This window comes from Streptomyces sp. NPDC051310, from assembly GCF_044455245.1.
In the GTDB taxonomy this organism is placed as follows: domain Bacteria; phylum Actinomycetota; class Actinomycetes; order Streptomycetales; family Streptomycetaceae; genus Streptomyces.
On record NZ_JBITEO010000019.1, the window covers coordinates 100,513 to 118,278 of the forward strand.

The following is a 17,766-nucleotide window of genomic DNA, read 5'->3' on the forward strand; positions in this document are numbered from 1 at the left end:
ACGGCGAGGCCGCCGTACCGGACGGATCCGGTACGGCGGCCCTCCCCGTGCGGGGGACGTCCCGCGGGGGACGTCAGTGCACGCCGCCCATGAGGGGCTGCACCTTCCTGCGGTACATGAAGATCGCCACACCGGCGAGGACCGCGAGCGCGCCCTGGCTGGCGAACCACCACCCGGTGTCGGTCGGCGCGCCCATCAGCTGGAGCAGGGCGATGACCGAGTCACCGGCGGTGACGGCCAGGAACCAGACGCCCATCATCTGCGAGGCGTACTTGGCCGGGGCCAGCTTCGTCGTCAGCGACAGGCCGACGGGCGAGAGGGTGAGCTCACCGACGGTCTGGATGAGGTAGACCGAGCACAGCCACAGCGGGGTGACCTTGACGTCGCCCGCGGAGGCGGCCTGGGCCAGCATCATCACGAAGAACGAGGCACCGATCAGCACCAGGCCCTGCGTGAACTTCACCAGCGTGCTCGGCTCCTTGCCGCGGCGGGCGAGGGCCACCCACAGCCATGCGAAGAGCGGGGCCAGGGCCATCACGTACAGCGGGTTCAGCGACTGGAACCAGCTGGCCGGGAAGGAGAAGCCGAACAGCGAGCCGGCGGTGTTGTGCTCCGCGAACAGGCTCAGGGTCGAGCCGGTCTGGTCGTAGATGCCCCAGAAGACGGCGGCGGCGACGAAGAACCAGACGTACGCCGACATCCGGGACCGCTCGACCTGGTCGAGGTCGGTGTCGCGCTTGATGCGCAGCAGGTACCAGGCGGGCAGCACCAGGCCGAGGATGGTCAGCGGCCACAGCACCCAGTCGATGCTCAGCTCGCCGGTCAGGCCGACGATGCCGTACGCGGCGGCGGCGACGGCCAGCCAGATCAGCGCCTTCTTGATGATGCCGGCGCGCTCGGCGTCCGACAGCGGGGCCGGGACCTGGTTGGACTCGGGGGCCAGGTTGCGGAAGCCCAGGAAGTAGAAGGCGAGGCCGATGGCCATGCCGATGCCGGCCATGGCGAAGCCGTAGTGCCAGTTGATCTTCTGGCCCACGTACCCGATGGTCAGCGGGGCGACGAAGGCACCGAGGTTGATGCCCATGTAGAAGATCGTGAAGCCGCCGTCACGGCGCGGGTCGTTCTTGTCCCGGTACAGGTGGCCGACCATCGTCGAGATGTTGGCCTTCAGCAGCCCGGAGCCGGCGGCGATGAACGCCAGGCCGATGAAGAAGGAGAACTCCATCGGCAGGGCGAGCAGGAAGTGGCCGATCATGATGATCGTGCCGGAGATCGCCACGGTCTTCCGCGCACCCCACACGCGGTCACCGAACCAGCCGCCCGGCAGGGCGAGCAGGTAGACCATCGCGTTGTAGACGGAGTAGATGGCGACGGCGGTCGCCGTGTCGAAGCCCAGACCGCCCTTGGCCACGGAGGCCGACAGGTAGAGCACGAGCAGGGCCCGCATGCCGTAGAAGCTGTAGCGCTCCCACATCTCGGTCATGAAGAGGTTGGCCAGACCGCGGGGGTGGCCGAGGAACGTCTTCTCCAGGCCAGGGGTACTGGCCGGGTCCCTCGTCAGGCTGGACGCCATGTCGATCCTTGGTAGCTCGGGACGCGCCGCGCTTCGTGAGCGTGTCGCGCCCGGTGGGGGGCGGCCGGCACCGGCGCGGGGACGACCCGTCCCCCCACGCCCGGACAGGGGTCCGCCCCCGTGGCCCGCACGGAGGCGAAGGATCGGACCGCACCGGGATCCACGCCCCGGACGCTTCGTCACGGCACGGGGCCCGGCCCACAGGTCGTTCACCGCCCGGGGCCGGCGGAACCGGTCCTGGACAGCAAGGAGACCCTTGGCGCTGTTTGCGGGCCAAAGGTCCCGGAGTAGTGCATCAGGCGTCTCGCCACCATACGACACGACACTGCGGCATATGGAAGGACTTGAGATATGGATCACAGGTGTCGCTGGAACCATCTGCCCACAATCGAAGGTGTTAAGCAGGATGGGATCCGTGAGTCCCAGGCGGGAACGATCATAGTTTGATCAACGGTCGATCCCGGCCCGGCCCGTACGGCACGCGGACTACCATCACCCCATGACCCGTGTACTGCTCGCCGAGGACGACGCATCCATCTCGGAACCGCTGGCCCGCGCCCTGCGGCGGGAGGGGTACGAGGTCGAGGTGCGCGAGGACGGACCCAGCGCACTCGACACCGGGCTGCAGGGCGGTGTCGACCTCGTGGTGCTGGACCTCGGCCTGCCCGGCATGGACGGACTGGAGGTCGCCCGGCGGCTGCGCGCCGAGGGGCACACGGTGCCGATCCTGGTGCTGACCGCCCGCGCGGACGAGGTCGACACCGTTGTCGGGCTGGACGCGGGCGCCGACGACTACGTCACCAAGCCGTTCCGCCTCGCCGAGCTCCTCGCCCGGGTCCGGGCCCTGCTGCGGCGCGGCTCCACCGAGCCCGCCCCGGCGCCCGCCACCCACGGCGTCCGCATCGACGTCGAGTCGCACCGCGCCTGGATGGGCGACGAGGAGCTCCAGCTCACCGCCAAGGAGTTCGATTTGCTGCGGGTCCTGGTCCGGGACGCCGGCCGAGTCGTCACCCGCGACCAGCTCATGCGGGAGGTGTGGGACACCACCTGGTGGTCCTCCACCAAGACCCTGGACATGCACATCTCCTGGCTGCGCAAGAAGCTCGGCGACGACGCCGCCAACCCCCGCTACATCGCCACCGTCCGCGGTGTGGGCTTCCGCTTCGAGAAGAGCTAGCAGGGCACCGTGCGCCGCCGACTGATCAACTCCACGCTCGCGGTGGTGCTCGTCGTCATCGCCGTCTTCGGCGTCTCCCTCGTCATCGTGGAGACCCGCACCATCAGCAGCAGCGCCCAGGAGAGCGTGGACTCCGAGGCGGTGAGCCTGATCAGCATCGTGGAGAGCCGGCTGATCGGCGGCGAGCCGGTGAACCCCGACATCCTCGCCGAGCAGAGCGGCGCCAAGCGGTACGCGGTGATCCGCATCCCCGGCCGCGCCCCCATCGAGATCGGCAAGCGCCCCGAGGGCAGCGTCATCCGGGGGACCGCGGAGGGCGGGCGCGGCGAGACCGTCACCGTGGAGGAACCGCGCTCGGCCGTGACCGCCGAGGTCGGCCGGACCCTGCTGATCATCGCCGCGGTGGCGCTGCTGGCCGTGGTGGCCGCCGTCCTCCTCGCCGTACGGCAGGCCAACCGGCTCGCCTCGCCGCTGACCGACCTCGCCGAGACCGCCGAGCGCCTCGGCTCCGGCGATCCGCGGCCGCGGCACCGGCGGTACGGGGTCCCGGAGCTGGACCGGGTCGCGGACGTGCTCGACGCCTCCGCCGAGCGCATCGCCCGCATGCTCACCGCCGAGCGGCGGCTGGCCGCCGACGCCTCGCACCAGCTGCGCACGCCGCTGACCGCGCTGTCCATGCGGCTGGAGGAGATCTCCGTGACCGACGACCTGACGACGGTCAAGGAAGAGGCGCAGATCGCGCTCACGCAGGTGGAGCGGCTGACGGACGTGGTCCAGCGGCTGCTGACCAACAGCCGCGACCCCCGCACCGGCTCGGCGATCGCCTTCGACCTCGACGAGGTCGTCAAGCAGCAGATCGAGGAGTGGCGGCCGGCCTACCGCAGCGCGGGGCGGGCGATCGTCCGCTCCGGCAAGGTCGGCATGCGGGCCGTGGGCACCCCCGGCGCGGTCGCCCAGGTGCTGGCCGCGCTGATCGAGAACTCGCTCATGCACGGCGGCGGCACGGTCGCCCTGCGCACCCGCGTCACCGGGAACCAGGCCGTGGTGGAGGTGACCGACGAGGGGCCGGGCGTCCCGGCGGACCTCGGCGCGCGGATCTTCGAGCGGACCATCAGCGGCCGCAACTCGACGGGCATCGGCCTCGCCGTCGCCCGCGACCTGGCGGAGGCGGACGGCGGACGCCTGGAGCTGCTCCAGCAGCAGCCCCCGGTCTTCGCGCTGTTCCTCAGCCGCGAGGTGCGCAGCCGCGGCACCAAGGCCTCGGAGGACCCGCCGACGGTCCGCTGAGCCGCCCGCGCGGCGGCGTGTGCGGACCCCCGGCCTAGCGCCCGCGCGGGCCGACCGGATCGCCGGTGCGCGCGTCCCGGTGCCGCCGCTGCTCCAGGAACGATTCGGCGGCCGGCCGCCCCGGCGGCGCCGGCGTCTCGCGCTCCGGCAGCGCACGGAACACCCACGTGCGGTACGACCAGAAGCGGAACAGGGTCGCGACGCCGATCCCGAGGAACTTGAAGAAGTTGCTCTGCAGCGGGCTGTCCCAGCCGAAGCCGTACGTCGCGACGTACAACAGACCGTTCTCGATGACCAGGCCGACCAGGCTGAACAGCAGGAACAGCGTCAGCTCGCGCGTCCGGCCGCTCTTGTCGCGGTCCCGGTAGGTGAAGTAGCGGAAGCCCACGTAGTTGAAGGCGATCGCGACGACCGTGGCCACCAGGCTGGCCCGTACCACCGGGAGCTCGGTGGTGTGGCGCACCAGGTTGAAGACCGCCATGTTGACGAGCAGGCCGAGACCGCCGACGAGACCGAATTTCGCGATCTCGCGGAGGAGCTGCTCCAGTCGCACCCGAAGTGCGCCCCGTTCACTCATGGTGATCTTTCAGCCCCGTCCGGTCGAATGGGTCAACCAAGCCATGCTAACCACCCGCCGCCCGGCCCGCGCGGGGACGTCGCCCGCCCCCGCGGAAGGCCCGCTTCCACCCGTGCCCCCGGGCGCGTGGGGCGACTCGCGGGGGCGGATACCCTAAGAGGGTGACGTTCCCGGTAGTAGGCATGGTGGGCGGCGGTCAGCTGGCCCGTATGACTCACGAGGCGGGCATCCCCCTCGGCATCAAGTTCAAGCTCCTCAGCGATTCCCCCCAGGACTCCGCGGCGCAGGTGGTGAGCGACGTCGTCATCGGCGACTACCGCGACCTGGACACGCTGCGTGAGTTCGCACGCGGCTGCGACGTGATCACCTTCGATCACGAGCACGTACCGACCGAGCACCTACGGGCCCTGGAGGCGGACGGCATTCCCGTCCGCCCGGGGCCCGACGCGCTGGTGCACGCCCAGGACAAGGGCGTGATGCGCGCGAAGCTCGACGCGATCGGCGCTCCGTGCCCGCGCCACCGCATCGTGGCCGACCCGGCCGACGTGTCGGCGTTCGCGGCCGAGGGCGGGGGCTTCCCCGTGGTCCTCAAGACGGTGCGCGGCGGGTACGACGGCAAGGGCGTGTGGGTCGTCCGCTCCGAGGCCGACGCCCACGACCCCTTCCGGGCGGGCGTGCCGGTCCTCGCGGAGGAGAAGGTCGACTTCGTCCGCGAGCTGGCGGCGAACATCGTCCGCTCGCCGCACGGCCAGGCCGTGGCGTACCCCGTGGTCGAGTCGCGGCAGGTCGACGGCGTCTGCGACACCGTGATCGCCCCGGCGCCCGGCCTGTCGGCGGAGCTGGCCGGCCAGGCACAGGAGCTCGCGCTGCGCATCGCCCAGGAGCTCGGTGTCGTCGGCCACCTGGCCGTCGAGCTCTTCGAGACGGCCGACGGCCGCATCCTCGTCAACGAGCTCGCGATGCGCCCGCACAACTCGGGCCACTGGAGCCAGGACGGCGCGGTCACCTCCCAGTTCGCCAACCACGTCCGCGCCGTGCTCGACCTGCCCCTCGGCGACCCGCGCCCGCGCGCGGCCTGGACCGTCATGTGCAACGTGCTGGGCGGCGACTTCCCGGACATGTACCCCGCGTACCTGCACTGCATGGCCCGCGACCCGCAGCTGAAGATCCATATGTACGGCAAGGACGTGAAGCCCGGCCGCAAGGTGGGGCACGTCAACACCTACGGCGACGACCTGGACGACGTGCTGGAGCGCGCCCGCCACGCCGCCGACTACCTGCGAGGAACGATCGTTGAGTAACGCACCCGGACCCGTCGTCGGCATCGTCATGGGCTCCGACTCGGACTGGCCCGTCATGGAGGCCGCCGCCGGGGCCCTCGACGAGTTCGAGATCCCGTACGAGGTCGACGTGGTCTCCGCGCACCGCATGCCGCGCGAGATGGTCGCGTACGGCGAGCGCGCGGCGGACCGCGGGCTGAAGGCGATCATCGCGGGCGCCGGCGGCGCGGCCCACCTGCCGGGCATGCTCGCCTCCGTCACCCCGCTGCCGGTGATCGGCGTCCCCGTCCCGCTGAAGTACCTCGACGGCATGGACTCCCTGCTGTCCATCGTCCAGATGCCGGCGGGCGTCCCGGTGGCCACGGTGTCGGTCGGCGGCGCGCGCAACGCGGGCCTGCTGGCCGCCCGCATCCTGGCGAGCTCCGACCCCGAGCTGCTGTCCCGCATGACCGAGTTCCAGCAGGAGCTCAACGACCAGGCGACGGAGAAGGGCAGGCGGCTGCGCTCGAAGGTCGGCAAGTGACGACGGCGGACCTCCTCGCGCAGGCGCGCGACCTCCTCGGGGACTTCCCCGTGGTGGACGGCCACAACGACCTGCCGTGGGCGCTGCGCCAGCAGGCCCGCTACGACCTGGACCGCCTCGACATCGCGGCGGACCAGGCCGGCCGGCTCCACACCGACATCCCGCGGCTGCGGGCCGGCGGCGTCGGGGCGCAGTTCTGGTCGGTGTACGTGCGCAGCGACCTGGCCGGGGACGACGCCGTCAGCGCCACGCTGGAGCAGATCGACTGCGTCGACCAGCTCCTGGCCCGCTACCCGGCCGACCTCGCGCCCGCGCTGACCGCCGACGACATGGAGGCCGCGCGGGCCGCAGGCCGCATCGCCTCCCTGAAGGGCGCCGAGGGCGGGCACTCCATCAACAACTCCCTCGCCACCCTGCGGGCCCTGTACGCCCTGGGTGTCCGTTACATGACGCTCACCCACAACGACAACGTGGCGTGGGCGGACTCGGCGACGGACGAGCCGGGGGTGGGCGGGCTGTCGGCGTTCGGCCGGGAGGTCGTCCGCGAGATGAACCGCCTCGGCATGCTGGTGGACCTCTCGCACGTCGCCGACACGACGATGCGCGACGCCCTGGCGGCCAGCGAGGCACCGGTGCTCTTCTCCCACTCGTCGGCGCGCGCGGTGTGCGACCACCCGCGCAACATCCCCGACGACGTCCTCGCGCTGCTGCCCGCCAACGGCGGCGTGGCCATGGCCACGTTCGTGCCCAAGTTCGTCCTGCCCGCGGCGGTGGCGTGGACGCGGCGCGCCGACGACAACATGCGGGCGCACGGCTTCCACCCGCTGGACACGACGCCCGAGGCGATGCGTGTCCACGAGGCGTTCGAGGACGCCGACCCCCGTCCGGTCGCCACCGCCGCAACGGTCGCCGACCACCTGGACCACATGCGGGAGGTTGCGGGCATCGCCCACATCGGCATCGGCGGCGACTTCGACGGCACGGCCTTCACGCCCTCGGACCTGGCGGACGTGTCTGCGTACCCGAACCTGGTGGCGGAACTCCTGTCCCGCAAGTGGTCCCGTACCGACATCGCCATGCTGACCTGGTCCAACCCGCTGCGCGTGCTGCGCGACGCGGAGTCGGTCGCCCGGGGCCTGGCGGGCCGCGCGCCCTCCAACGCCACACGGGAGTCGCTGGACGGATAGCGCCCGGCGGACGGGCAGGACCCGGGGGCCCGCTCCCGCCCCGCGGCATCGCGCCCCGGGGGCCGGCCCGTCCGGCGGCATGGCGCCGGGGCGGGCAGGAACCACCCGGACGCAGTACACCGCCGCGACCCCCGCCCCCGGCCGTGCCACCGTGGCGCTATGGCTCGCAACGCCGTTCACGGAGCCGGAGCCCCCGTCATGGCAGACCTGCAGGACCTTCCCTACGTCGCACCGACCACGCGCGGTGAACCCGACGACACGGTGCTCGGCGCCGACCCCGCCGAAGCCCCCACCCCCTCCGAAACCGACCTCGGCCGCGCCCGCGTCCTGCTCGCCGCGCAGCTCGTCGTCGACGGCCACAACACCCTCGCGCAGGAGCTGGACCGCACGCACCACCACGCGCTCCGGCACGGCGAGGCGGCACTCGACACCGACATACCCCGGATCCGGGCCGGTGGCGTCGGAGCGCAGTTCTGGTCGCTCCACGTCGCCCCCCGGCACGGCGCCGACCGGCTCATCGGCGGCACGCTGGACCTGATCGACGGCGTACGGACGCTCATCGAGTCGTGCCCGGAAGCCCTCCGTCTCGCCCTCACCGCCGCCGAGATGGCCGCCGCACGCGACTGCGGGCGCATCGCCTCGCTCCTCGGACCGGTCTCCGGCGCCGCCCTCGGCGACTCGCTCGGCACGCTGCGCGCCTACCACGCCCTCGGCGTACGCAGCGCCGGTGTCGCCGGCACCTCCTGGACCGCCGGCCCGGACGGCCTGACGCCCTTCGGGCAGGACGTCGTCCGGGAGATGAACCACCTCGGGGTCCTCGTCGACCTCTCCGGCGCCTCAGCCGACACCATGCGCCGCGTCCTGGACGTCACCAAGGCGCCGGTGATCCTCTCCCACTCGGCCGCGGCCACGCTCACGCCCCACCCGGTGAACGTCACCGACGACGTCCTGCGCCGGCTGCGCGCCAACGGCGGCGTCTGCATGGTGACCTTCGCGCCGGACCAGGTCGCCCGGCTGGCCGGCGTCCCCGCCGCCCTCCAGGACGTCGCCGACCACCTGGACCACGTCCGCAGGGTCGCCGGTCCGGAGTGCGTGGGCATCGCGGGCTCCTTCGGGACGGCGACGCACGCCCCCCACACCGTCGGCCTGGAGGACGCGTCCTGCTACCCGAACCTCATCGCCGAGCTGCTGCACCGCGACTGGCCCGAAACCGACATCGCCGCGCTGACCTGGGGCAACGCGGCCCGTGTCGTACGGGAGGCCGAAGCGGTGGCCCGGGGGACGTGACGCCGGCCGGGCCGGGCCGGCGGGACGGCCCTACGCCCGGCACAGGCAGAACGGGTGCCCCACCGGGTCCGCGTAGACCCGCCACGACCGGCTGCGGTCGTCGGCGTCCAGCGCCTTGGCGCCCAGGGCGAGGACCCGCTCCTCGGCCGCGTCGAGGTCCTCGACGGTGAGGTCCAGGTGGAACTGCTGGGAGCCGTCCGGGGAGGGCCAGCGCGGCGGTACGAAACCGGGCGCTGCCTGGAAGGCGAGCGGGGTGCCGGCGTGCCCGGCGAGATCGACCCAGGTGTCGTCGCCCTGTGTCGTGCCGCCGAGGACCGCGGCGTAGAAGGCGGCGAGGGCGTGCGGGTCGGGACAGTCGAGGACGACGGTACCGAGCTTGGCGAGAGCCATGACATGCCTCCAGGGGTGTCGGAGTTACCGGTATTACGGGTCAACCGGTAACCGTTACCGCATGGTGCCGCATGACGGGTAACGTCGCAACCATGAACGACAGAGCGCCCGCTCCCGGCGGCCTCGGCCTGATCGAGGCACTGGTGAACTCGCTGAACATCGAGACGGGCGCCGACTCCCTCGCCACCGAGGCGGGCCGGGCGGCCTTCGGCCTCACCGGGCCCGAGGTGGAGGGCGCCCGCGAACTGCGGGAGGCACTGCGCGCGGCCTGCCTCGCGCACGCGGGGCACCCGCCGCACCGCGCCACGCCGCCGCTCGACGAGCTGCTGGCCGCCGCCCCGCTGCTGGTCACGGTCGCGCCCGGCGACGGCGCGGCGGCCCTGCGCCCGGCCCGCCCGGGCACCCTCGCCTCGCGGGTCGCGGAGGCCATCGCGGCGGCGGTGGCGGACGGCACCTGGCTGCGGCTCAAGGCGTGCGAGGCGCCGGACTGCCACTGGGCGTACTACGACCGCAGCCCGGCGGGGCGCAGTCGCTGGTGCTCGATGTCGGTCTGCGGGGCCCGCGCCAAAATGCGCACCTACCGCGCCCGCCGCGGCTCCCCGCCCTCCTGAGGGCCTGCCCGGCGATCGCACGGACCATGATTCGCGTGGGCCTGCGTGCATCCGCCCGGCGCCCGGCCCCGCGGGTGCCCGCCCGCCGGGTGTCCCGCCCCGCGTGCAGCCTGCGTGCGTCCGCCGGGTGTCCGGCTCCGCTGGGTGGCCGCCCGCCGGGTGTCCAATCCCGCGTGCGGTCTGCGTGCCTCCCGTGCCGCGTGCGGCCCCGCGGGTGCCCGCCCGCCGGGTGTCCCGCCCCGCGTGCAGCCTGCCGGGCGTCCAGCCCCGAGGGTGACGGCCCGCCGGGCGTCCCTCCCCGCCCGCTACGCCCGCGGGCGGCCCATCGCGCGGTACGTCCAGCCCGCCTCGCGCCACCGCGTCGGGTCCAGCGCGTTGCGGCCGTCCAGGATGACCCGCGACGCCACGACCTCGCCCAGCTCGCGCGGGTCCAGCTCGCGGAACTCGCTCCACTCCGTCAGGTGCAGCACCACGTCGGCGCCCCGGACGGCCTCCAGCGCGCTGTCCGCGTACGCCAGCGTCGGGAACAGCCGCCGCGCGTTGTCCATCCCCTTGGGGTCGTACACCGTCACCTGACCGCCCTGCAGGTGGATCTGCCCGGCCACGTTCAGCGCCGGCGAGTCCCGTACGTCGTCGGAGTCGGGCTTGAACGCGGCGCCGAGCACCGCTACCCGCTTGCCCAGGAACGTCCCGTCGCCCAGCGCCTCGCGCGCCATGCCGACCATCTGGCCGCGGCGCCGCATGTTGATGGAGTCGATCTCGCGCAGGAACGTCAGCGCCTGGTCGGCGCCCAGCTCGCCCGCCCGCGCCATGAAGGCGCGGATGTCCTTCGGCAGGCACCCGCCGCCGAAGCCGATGCCGGCCCGCAGGAACTTCGCGCCGATCCGGTCGTCGTACCCGATGGCCTCCGCGAGCTTGACGACGTCACCGCCCGCCGCCTCGCACACCTCGGCCATGGCGTTGATGAAGGAGATCTTGGTGGCCAGGAAGGAGTTGGCGGCCGTCTTCACCAGCTCCGCCGTCGGGAAGTCCGTCACCACGAAGGGCGACCCTTCCTCCATCGGAGTGGCGTACACCTCACGCAGCAGCTTCTCCGCGGCCGCGCTCTGCACGCCCACGACGATCCGGTCCGGGTGCAGCGTGTCCTGCACGGCGAAGCCCTCGCGCAGGAACTCGGGGTTCCACGCCAGCTCCGCGTCCGCGCCCACCGGCGCCCGCTCGGCCAGCAGCCGGGCGAGGCGCTCCGCGCTGCCGACCGGCACGGTCGACTTGCCGACGACCAGCGCGGGGCGCTGCAGATGCGGGGCGAGGGAGGTGAAGGCGGCGTCGACGTACCGCATGTCGCACGCGTACTCACCGTGCTTCTGCGGCGTGTTCACGCACACGAAGTGGACGTCGCCGAACGCGCCGACCTCCTCCCAGGAGGTCGTGAAGCGCAGCCGCCCGGTGGAGCCCTCGAACCCGGCGACGTGCTTGCGCAGCAGCTCCTCCAGCCCCGGCTCGTACATCGGGACCCGGCCCTGGGAGAGCATCTCGATCTTCTCGGGGACGACGTCGAGGCCCAGCACCTCGAACCCCAGCTCCGCCATGGCCGCCGCATGGGTGGCGCCGAGGTATCCGGTGCCGATCACGGTGATCTTGAGGGCCATGCGGTGCTCCTGGTCGGTGCGGGGCGGACTGCGGCCCCGAGCATAGTCGGGCCCCGGACCGGGGACCGTTTTCGCTGTCAGCAAGGTCACCTATGCCATCCGGTCGGGGCCCACTAAAATTTGGGTTACTTAACGGTAGTTAGCACACGTCCAGGGGAGTGAGTGATCGTGGCGGGAACGCCTGATTTCGACCTGTACCGCCCGTCCGAGGAGCACGACATGCTCCGGGACACCGTCCGCTCGCTCGCCGAGGCCAAGATCGCGCCGTTCGCCGCCGCGGTGGACGAGGAGGCCCGCTTCCCGCAGGAGGCGCTGGACGCCCTGGTCTCCTCGGACCTGCACGCCGTGCACGTGCCGGAGACGTACGGCGGTGCCGGTGCCGACGCGCTCGCGACCGTGATCGTCATCGAGGAGGTCGCCCGTGTGTGCGCCTCGTCGTCCCTGATCCCGGCCGTGAACAAGCTCGGCTCGCTGCCCGTGATCCTCTCCGGCTCCGAGGAGCTGAAGAAGAAGTACCTGGGCCCGCTCGCCAAGGGCGACGCGATGTTCTCGTACTGCCTCTCCGAGCCCGACGCGGGCTCCGACGCCGCCGGCATGAAGACCAAGGCCGTCCGCGACGGCGACTCCTGGGTCCTCAACGGCGTGAAGCGCTGGATCACCAACGCCGGCGTGTCCGAGTACTACACGGTCATGGCCGTCACCGACCCGGCCAAGCGCTCCAAGGGCATCTCGGCGTTCGTCGTCGAGAAGGGCGACGAAGGCGTCTCCTTCGGCGCCCCGGAGAAGAAGCTCGGCATCAAGGGCTCCCCGACCCGCGAGGTCTACCTCGACAACGTCCGCATCCCCGCCGACCGCATGATCGGCGAGGAGGGCACCGGCTTCGCCACGGCGATGAAGACCCTGGACCACACCCGCATCACCATCGCGGCCCAGGCCCTCGGCATCGCCCAGGGCGCCCTGGACTACGCCAAGGGGTACGTCCAGGAGCGCAAGCAGTTCGGCAAGCCGATCGCCGACTTCCAGGGCGTGCAGTTCATGCTCGCCGACATGGCGATGAAGATCTCCGCCGCCCGCGCCCTGACCTACCAGGCGGCCGCGGCCTCCGAGCGCGGCGACGCCGACCTCACCTACCTCGGCGCGGCGGCGAAGTGCTTCGCCTCCGACATCGCCATGGAGGTCACCACGGACGCCGTCCAGCTGCTCGGCGGCTACGGCTACACCCGTGACTACCCGGTCGAGCGCATGATGCGCGACGCCAAGATCACCCAGATCTACGAGGGCACGAATCAGGTTCAGCGGATCGTGATGGCCAGGAACCTTCCGTAACGACCGTTCGCAGGCACCGCCCGCCTGCCCCGCCTGTCCGTCGATGCCCCCGGTACGCCACCGGGGGCATCGACGTTCCGTCGTGGTGGTGCCACCAGGGCCGGCGCGACCGCGGACCGTGTCGCCCGCCGCCGCGCCCGTGCCCCGGCGGAACACCGGGCACACCGGTTCAGTTGCCGGTGACGGTGACCTTCTCGTCGTTCTGGATCTGCTTCACCAGCTGCTGCACCTTGGCCTTGTCCCAGACCAGGTTGCCGCCGCGGCTGCCGTTGACCGGGATGTTCATGGAGGTGCCGTCGCCGCCGCTGATGCCCTTCATCGCGAAGAACATCTCACCCAGGTCGAAGAGCGACATGTCCTTGTCCACGATGAGCGTGTCCAGGCCGGCGCCCATCGTCGGGTACAGCTTGAAGGGGTTCAGGATGGTGCCGGGCGTCGCAGCCTGGCTCGCCAGCGCCGACAGGAACTTCTGCTGGTTCTTCGTCCGCGCCAGGTCCGACTCCGCGAAGGCGTACCGGGTGCGGACGAAGGCCAGCGCCTGCTCGCCGTTGAGGGTCTGCTTGCCCGCCTGGAAGTCGGCGCCGGACTTCTTGTCCTTGAAGCCCTTCTCGATGTTCATCTCGACACCGCCGAGGGCGTCCACGATGTTCGCGAAGCCGGCGAAGCCGATCTCCGCGTAGTGGTCGATGCGCAGCCCGGTGTTGTGCTCGACCGTGCGGACCAGCAGCTCCGGGCCGTCCTCCGCGTACGCCGCGTTCAGCTTCACCCGGCGGCCCTGCGCCGGGAACGTCTTGCCGGACTCCGACCCCACGAACTTGGGGATCTCCACGTCCGAGTCGCGCGGCAGGGAGATCATGGTGTTCCCGCTGGAGCAGGCCGCCAGGATCATCATCGAGTCGGTGCGCTTGCCCTCGGCGGAGCCGGTGTGCAGCTTCTTCTTCTCCTCGGCCGACATGCCCTCACGGCTGTCGGAGCCGACGATCAGGTACGTGGTGCAGTCGCCCTCCTGCGGGCGGTCGATGACCTTCGCGAGGTCGACCTCGCGGCGCATCTTGCCGTCGGCCCAGAAGTACGTGCCGATGGTGGTGCCCAGCACCGCCACCAGCAGCACGATCGAGCCGACCTTGATCCGGCGGCGCCAGTCCGGCGCGGGCCCCGGAGCCGTGGCCGGGCTGCCGCCCGGGACGCGCGGGCCGCGCGGGCCGCCGCGCTGCGGCGCGCCGTAGACCTGGCCTGTGTTGTAGCCGCTGTCGTACGCCGCGGCCTCGTCGTACCCCCGCGTCTGCTGCCGGGGGACCGGACGCCGTACGTGCGGCATCGACCGGACGCCCTCGGGCTGGGCGTCGGCGCTGCCGCGGCCGTGACGCGCGTTGCGGTCGTCGGACCATCCTTCAGGCCAGTCATTCATGCGGACCAGTGTGCAGTCCGCTCCGGCGCGCCTGACAGGGTGGGTGGGATATCGGGTCAGGGCTGTAGCCAAGCTGATGCAATGAAGCCGTAACGAGGTGGGGCATAGGGTGGAGGGCATGACAGATCAGGCCTCACCGGTGGGTTCCCAGCCGTCCCGGCTGGAGGGAAAGCCCACGTCGGCGTCCCGGACGACCCTCAGCCACATCATGACCGGCAGTGACACCAATCTCCTCGGCACCGTGCACGGCGGCGTGATCATGAAGTTGGTGGACGACGCGGCCGGAGCCGTCGCCGGCCGGCACTCCGGCGGGCCCGCGGTCACCGCGTCCATGGACGAGATGGTGTTCCTGGAGCCGGTCAGGGTCGGTGACCTCGTCCATGTGAAGGCCCAGGTCAACTGGACCGGACGGTCCTCCATGGAGGTCGGCGTCCGCGTCCTGGCCGAGCGCTGGAACGAGTCCACCCCCGCCACCCAGGTCGGCTCCGCGTACCTCGTCTTCGCCGCGGTCGACGCGGACGGCAAGCCCCGCCCCGTACCGCCGGTCATACCGGAGACGGAGCGGGACCAGCGCCGCTACCAAGAGGCCCAGATCCGCCGCACGCACCGTCTGGCCCGCCGCCGCGCGATCAAGGAGCTGCGCGAGAAGCGCGCCGCGGAGGGCATGGAGGACTGAGCCGGCGCCACCCCGCGGGCACGCCCTACGTGCAGATCACCTGGTCGCCGGTGACCACGCCGAACTCGCCCTGGTACGCGTCCTCGGCCCGCACCGGCACCACCCCCGTGAAGTTCGCGCCCGCCGTCACCTTCAGCGTCTCCCCCTGGCGCGGAACGGGCCGCAGTTCCGCGCCCGGCAGCGCGGTGGCCAGCGACCTCGCCGACCGGTCCCAGCGCGGGTCGAACCAGACGATGGTGCGGGTCACGTCCCGCCGCGCCCAGTTCTGCGGCGTCCCGGACGCGCGGAAGCCGGTCGCCCGCAGCGCCGCGTCGACCCGGGCGCCCAGGCCCTGCACCCGGGTGCCGTTGTAGACCTGCACCCGGATCTGCTGGGGCGACACCTCCACGAGCTTCTTGCGCGAGGTGCTGCGCGGCACGTACGGGGCGAGCGGCTTGTCCTCGCGCAGCGCCCGGAACAGCTTCTTCGACTTCACCGGGTCCCACCGCACCGTCGAGCCGAGCCCCTTCACCGGGAAGCTCGCGTTGGTGACGGGCACGGAGGTGAACTCGGACGACGCCGCCTTGAAACCGCGCATCGCCTTCGCCAGCGCCAGCATCTCCTGCGCGCGGAACCCCTCGTCGGCCCGTACGGAGCTGAGCACCGAGGTGAGGACCTCCTGGAACCGGACCGGGTTCAGCAGCACGCCCTCGCTGGTCGCCCGGTCGATGAGCGCGGCCATGAAGCGCTGCTGGCGCTGCATCCGGCCCAGGTCGGACGCCCCGTCGACATGGCGGGAGCGGACGTACTGCAGTGCCTGCCCGCCGTTCATCTCATGCGTCCCGGCGGTCAGAGCGAGACCGGTGTAGGCGTCCTTGATCGGCTTCGCGGTGCAGATGGTGACCCCGCCGACCGCGTCCACGGTCCGCATGAAGCTGGTGAAGTCGACCTCCAGGTAGTGGTCGACCTTCACGCCGGTCATGTGCTCCACGGTCCGTACCGTCAACTGCGGGCCGCCCTCCGCGTACGCCGCGTTCAGCTTCACCGGGTGCTTGGCGTGGTGCTTGCCGGCCGGATCGGTGTGCTCGGGGATCTCCGCGTACGAGTCGCGGGGGAGCGACACCATGCTGGCCCGCTTCCGGTCGGCGGAGATGTGCACCAGCATGATCGTGTCGGTGCAGCGGCAGCCCTCGCCGCCGAGCCGGTACCGCCGCTTCTCCGCGGGCGTGATGCGGTCCCGGCCGTCGGTGCCGACGAGCAGGATGTTGGTGCCGTGACCGGCCTCCGGCCGGTTCTTCATGTCGCGGAACGGGTCCACCCGGCCGATCCCGGTGTCCAGGCTGGTCACCACCGCGTGCCCGATGCCGCCCGCGCCCAGCACCAGCACCGACAGCGTCGTCACCGCGCGCATCCCCCAGCGCGGCCGCGGACCGCCGCGCGGTGCCGCCGGCCGCCGGCCGGGGCCGGGCTCCCGGGGGCCCTGCTCGGGGCCCGGCCGTCTCGGGCGCCCGGGCACGGGCGGCCGGGGGCGGACGGGGCGGCGGGGCGGCGTGGGCACGAAGGACACCTCCGCGGGCGCAACGGGATCATGAGCACAGTAGGCCCATACGATCAGCGGCCGCCCGCATCGCCCGGGCGGCGCGCAACCGTGTCCCCCGTTCGCGGTAACGTGGCGGGCGATACCGCTGTCCTCCGGGGGGCGACCCCCGGACCCCCGGGGCCGCCGGCCTCGGGGGGACGACCCCGTACCCCCGAGGAACCATGCCCCTGCCTCCCGTCTCCGTGATCATGCCGGTCCTCAACGAGGAGCGGCACCTGCGCGCCTCGGTCCGTCACATTCTCGAGCAGGAGTACGACGGCGAGATGGAGGTGGTCATCGCCCTCGGTCCGTCCACGGACCGTACGGACGAGATCGCCGCCGAGCTCGTACGGGAGGACCCGCGCGTCCACACCGTGCCCAACCCCACCGGCCGCACGCCCGCGGCCCTCAACGCCGCCATCAAGGCGTCCCGCCACCCCATCGTGGTGCGGGTCGACGGGCACGGCATGCTCTCGCCGAACTACATCGCGACCGCGGTCCGCCTGCTGGAGGAGACCGGCGCGCAGAACGTCGGCGGCATCATGCACGCGGAGGGCGAGAACGACTGGGAGCACGCGGTCGCCGCCGCCATGACGTCGAGGATCGGCGTCGGCAACGCCGCCTTCCACACCGGCGGCGAGGCCGGCCCCGCCGAGACCGTCTACCTGGGCGTCTTCCGGCGCGAGGCCCTCGAACAACAGGGCGGGTACAACGAGGAGTTCATCCGCGCCCAGGACTGGGAGCTGAACTTCCGCATCCGTGAGGCGGGCGGCCTCATCTGGTTCTCGCCCGAGCTGAAGGTCCAGTACCGCCCGCGGCCCTCGGTCCGCGCGCTGGCGAAGCAGTACAAGGACTACGGCCGCTGGCGCCATGTCGTCGCCCGCTACCACCAGGGCTCCATCAACCTCCGCTACCTCGCCCCGCCGACCGCCGTCTGCGCCATCGCGGCGGGCATCGTGGTCGGCGCGACGCTCACGCCGCTCGGCTTCGTCGTCCCCGGCGGCTACCTCGCCGCCATCGTCGCGGGCTCCGTCCCGGCGGGCCGTGGCCTGCCGTGGAAGGCCCGCGTCCAGATTCCCGTGGCCCTGGCGACGATGCACATGTCGTGGGGGTACGGCTTCCTCACCAGCCCCCGTTCCCTGGCGAAGAAGGTCATCGCGAGCCGCCGGCCCGCGGTGCTCCCCACCACGGCCTGACGACGGAACGGGAAGGGCCCCGGGGCGACGACGCCCCGGGGCCCTCCTGTCTCCCTGCCCG

At 72.2% G+C, this 17,766-nt stretch carries 16 protein-coding genes; 10 read left to right on the forward strand and 6 right to left on the reverse strand.

Annotated elements, in window-relative coordinates; all coding sequences use genetic code 11:
- Positions 1-73: 73 nt before the first annotated feature.
- Positions 74-1,573, reverse strand: coding sequence for a peptide MFS transporter (locus tag ACIA79_RS25160; RefSeq protein WP_399430576.1), 1,500 nt, complete (start codon positions 1,571-1,573; stop codon positions 74-76).
- 499 nt (positions 1,574-2,072) lie between these two features.
- Between ACIA79_RS25160 and ACIA79_RS25165 the strand changes: the two genes are divergently transcribed.
- Together ACIA79_RS25165 and ACIA79_RS25170 are read left to right on the forward strand one after the other, a co-directional pair.
- Positions 2,073-2,750 (forward strand): response regulator transcription factor, encoded by a 678-nt coding sequence (locus tag ACIA79_RS25165; RefSeq protein WP_031068368.1) that lies wholly within the window; start codon positions 2,073-2,075, stop codon positions 2,748-2,750.
- A 9-nt stretch (positions 2,751-2,759) separates the two neighbouring features.
- Positions 2,760-4,037 (forward strand): ATP-binding protein, encoded by a 1,278-nt coding sequence (locus ACIA79_RS25170; protein WP_399430577.1) that lies wholly within the window; start codon positions 2,760-2,762, stop codon positions 4,035-4,037.
- Positions 4,038-4,071: 34 nt separating this feature from the next.
- On the opposite strand, the gene ACIA79_RS25175 is transcribed toward ACIA79_RS25170, so the two are convergent.
- Entirely contained in the window at positions 4,072-4,614 is a 543-nt protein-coding gene (locus tag ACIA79_RS25175; protein WP_399430578.1) for a GtrA family protein, read from the reverse strand.
- Between the two features lie 182 nt (positions 4,615-4,796).
- Here ACIA79_RS25175 and ACIA79_RS25180 point away from each other — a divergent pair, with 182 nt between their 5' ends.
- From ACIA79_RS25180 to ACIA79_RS25195, 4 genes are all read left to right on the forward strand, one after another.
- The gene (locus tag ACIA79_RS25180; protein ID WP_399430617.1) at positions 4,797-5,915 is read left to right on the forward strand and encodes a 5-(carboxyamino)imidazole ribonucleotide synthase; all 1,119 of its coding nucleotides are present in this window, start codon (positions 4,797-4,799) and stop codon (positions 5,913-5,915) included.
- 28 nt (positions 5,916-5,943) lie between these two features.
- The gene (purE, locus tag ACIA79_RS25185; protein WP_399430618.1) at positions 5,944-6,417 is read left to right on the forward strand and encodes a 5-(carboxyamino)imidazole ribonucleotide mutase; all 474 of its coding nucleotides are present in this window, start codon (positions 5,944-5,946) and stop codon (positions 6,415-6,417) included.
- Complete coding sequence (locus tag ACIA79_RS25190) at positions 6,414-7,604, forward strand: dipeptidase (RefSeq protein WP_399430579.1); 1,191 nt, start codon at positions 6,414-6,416, stop codon at positions 7,602-7,604. The genes purE and ACIA79_RS25190 overlap by 4 nt, the downstream gene beginning before the upstream one ends.
- 198 nt (positions 7,605-7,802) lie before the next feature.
- Positions 7,803-8,891 carry a dipeptidase gene (locus ACIA79_RS25195; RefSeq protein WP_399430580.1) on the forward strand — a complete coding sequence of 363 codons (1,089 nt, stop codon included), beginning with the start codon at positions 7,803-7,805 and terminating at the stop codon, positions 8,889-8,891.
- 30 nt (positions 8,892-8,921) lie between these two features.
- Here the strand turns inward: ACIA79_RS25195 and ACIA79_RS25200 are convergent, their stop codons facing one another.
- Complete coding sequence (locus tag ACIA79_RS25200) at positions 8,922-9,281, reverse strand: VOC family protein (RefSeq protein ID WP_399430581.1); 360 nt, start codon at positions 9,279-9,281, stop codon at positions 8,922-8,924.
- 92 nt (positions 9,282-9,373) lie between these two features.
- Here ACIA79_RS25200 and ACIA79_RS25205 point away from each other — a divergent pair, with 92 nt between their 5' ends.
- Positions 9,374-9,892, forward strand: a complete 519-nt coding sequence (locus ACIA79_RS25205; protein WP_399430582.1) for a CGNR zinc finger domain-containing protein — start codon at positions 9,374-9,376, stop codon at positions 9,890-9,892.
- A gap of 305 nt (positions 9,893-10,197) precedes the next feature.
- Here the strand turns inward: ACIA79_RS25205 and ACIA79_RS25210 are convergent, their stop codons facing one another.
- A complete protein-coding gene (locus ACIA79_RS25210; RefSeq protein WP_399430583.1) occupies positions 10,198-11,541 on the reverse strand; it encodes a UDP-glucose dehydrogenase family protein in 1,344 nt (447 codons plus the stop codon).
- 168 nt (positions 11,542-11,709) lie between these two features.
- On the opposite strand from ACIA79_RS25210, the gene ACIA79_RS25215 reads away from it, so the two are divergent.
- Positions 11,710-12,867: an acyl-CoA dehydrogenase gene (locus ACIA79_RS25215; RefSeq protein WP_399430584.1), complete on the forward strand. Its 1,158-nt coding sequence runs from the start codon at positions 11,710-11,712 to the stop codon at positions 12,865-12,867.
- Positions 12,868-13,036: 169 nt separating this feature from the next.
- On the opposite strand, the gene ACIA79_RS25220 is transcribed toward ACIA79_RS25215, so the two are convergent.
- On the reverse strand, positions 13,037-14,275 hold the full coding sequence (locus ACIA79_RS25220; RefSeq protein ID WP_399430585.1) for an LCP family protein: 1,239 nt from the start codon (positions 14,273-14,275) through the stop codon (positions 13,037-13,039).
- A gap of 118 nt (positions 14,276-14,393) precedes the next feature.
- Here ACIA79_RS25220 and ACIA79_RS25225 point away from each other — a divergent pair, with 118 nt between their 5' ends.
- Entirely contained in the window at positions 14,394-14,951 is a 558-nt protein-coding gene (locus tag ACIA79_RS25225) for an acyl-CoA thioesterase (RefSeq protein ID WP_399430586.1), read from the forward strand.
- Positions 14,952-14,976: 25 nt separating this feature from the next.
- Here the strand turns inward: ACIA79_RS25225 and ACIA79_RS25230 are convergent, their stop codons facing one another.
- Positions 14,977-16,341, reverse strand: coding sequence for an LCP family protein (locus ACIA79_RS25230; RefSeq protein WP_399430587.1), 1,365 nt, complete (start codon positions 16,339-16,341; stop codon positions 14,977-14,979).
- Positions 16,342-16,691: 350 nt separating this feature from the next.
- On the opposite strand from ACIA79_RS25230, the gene ACIA79_RS25235 reads away from it, so the two are divergent.
- Complete coding sequence (locus tag ACIA79_RS25235) at positions 16,692-17,705, forward strand: glycosyltransferase family 2 protein (protein WP_399430588.1); 1,014 nt, start codon at positions 16,692-16,694, stop codon at positions 17,703-17,705.
- The last annotated feature ends 61 nt before the right edge of the window (positions 17,706-17,766 follow it).

What these genes read in the sequence shown, in the direction of transcription:
- ACIA79_RS25195 (WP_399430580.1), top strand. Translation starts at nt 7,803, where the DNA reads ATGGCAGACCTGCAGGACCTTCCCTACGTCGCACCGACCACGCGCGGT.
- ACIA79_RS25225 (WP_399430586.1), top strand. Translation starts at nt 14,394, where the DNA reads ATGACAGATCAGGCCTCACCGGTGGGTTCCCAGCCGTCCCGGCTGGAG.
- ACIA79_RS25165 (WP_031068368.1), top strand. Translation starts at nt 2,073, where the DNA reads ATGACCCGTGTACTGCTCGCCGAGGACGACGCATCCATCTCGGAACCG.
- ACIA79_RS25230 (WP_399430587.1), bottom strand. Translation starts at nt 16,341, where the DNA reads ATGCGCGCGGTGACGACGCTGTCGGTGCTGGTGCTGGGCGCGGGCGGC.
- ACIA79_RS25205 (WP_399430582.1), top strand. Translation starts at nt 9,374, where the DNA reads ATGAACGACAGAGCGCCCGCTCCCGGCGGCCTCGGCCTGATCGAGGCA.
- ACIA79_RS25210 (WP_399430583.1), bottom strand. Translation starts at nt 11,541, where the DNA reads ATGGCCCTCAAGATCACCGTGATCGGCACCGGATACCTCGGCGCCACC.
- ACIA79_RS25220 (WP_399430585.1), bottom strand. Translation starts at nt 14,275, where the DNA reads ATGAATGACTGGCCTGAAGGATGGTCCGACGACCGCAACGCGCGTCAC.
- ACIA79_RS25175 (WP_399430578.1), bottom strand. Translation starts at nt 4,614, where the DNA reads ATGAGTGAACGGGGCGCACTTCGGGTGCGACTGGAGCAGCTCCTCCGC.
- ACIA79_RS25160 (WP_399430576.1), bottom strand. Translation starts at nt 1,573, where the DNA reads ATGGCGTCCAGCCTGACGAGGGACCCGGCCAGTACCCCTGGCCTGGAG.
- ACIA79_RS25235 (WP_399430588.1), top strand. Translation starts at nt 16,692, where the DNA reads ATGCCCCTGCCTCCCGTCTCCGTGATCATGCCGGTCCTCAACGAGGAG.
- ACIA79_RS25200 (WP_399430581.1), bottom strand. Translation starts at nt 9,281, where the DNA reads ATGGCTCTCGCCAAGCTCGGTACCGTCGTCCTCGACTGTCCCGACCCG.
- ACIA79_RS25180 (WP_399430617.1), top strand. Translation starts at nt 4,797, where the DNA reads ATGGTGGGCGGCGGTCAGCTGGCCCGTATGACTCACGAGGCGGGCATC.
- purE (WP_399430618.1), top strand. Translation starts at nt 5,944, where the DNA reads ATGGGCTCCGACTCGGACTGGCCCGTCATGGAGGCCGCCGCCGGGGCC.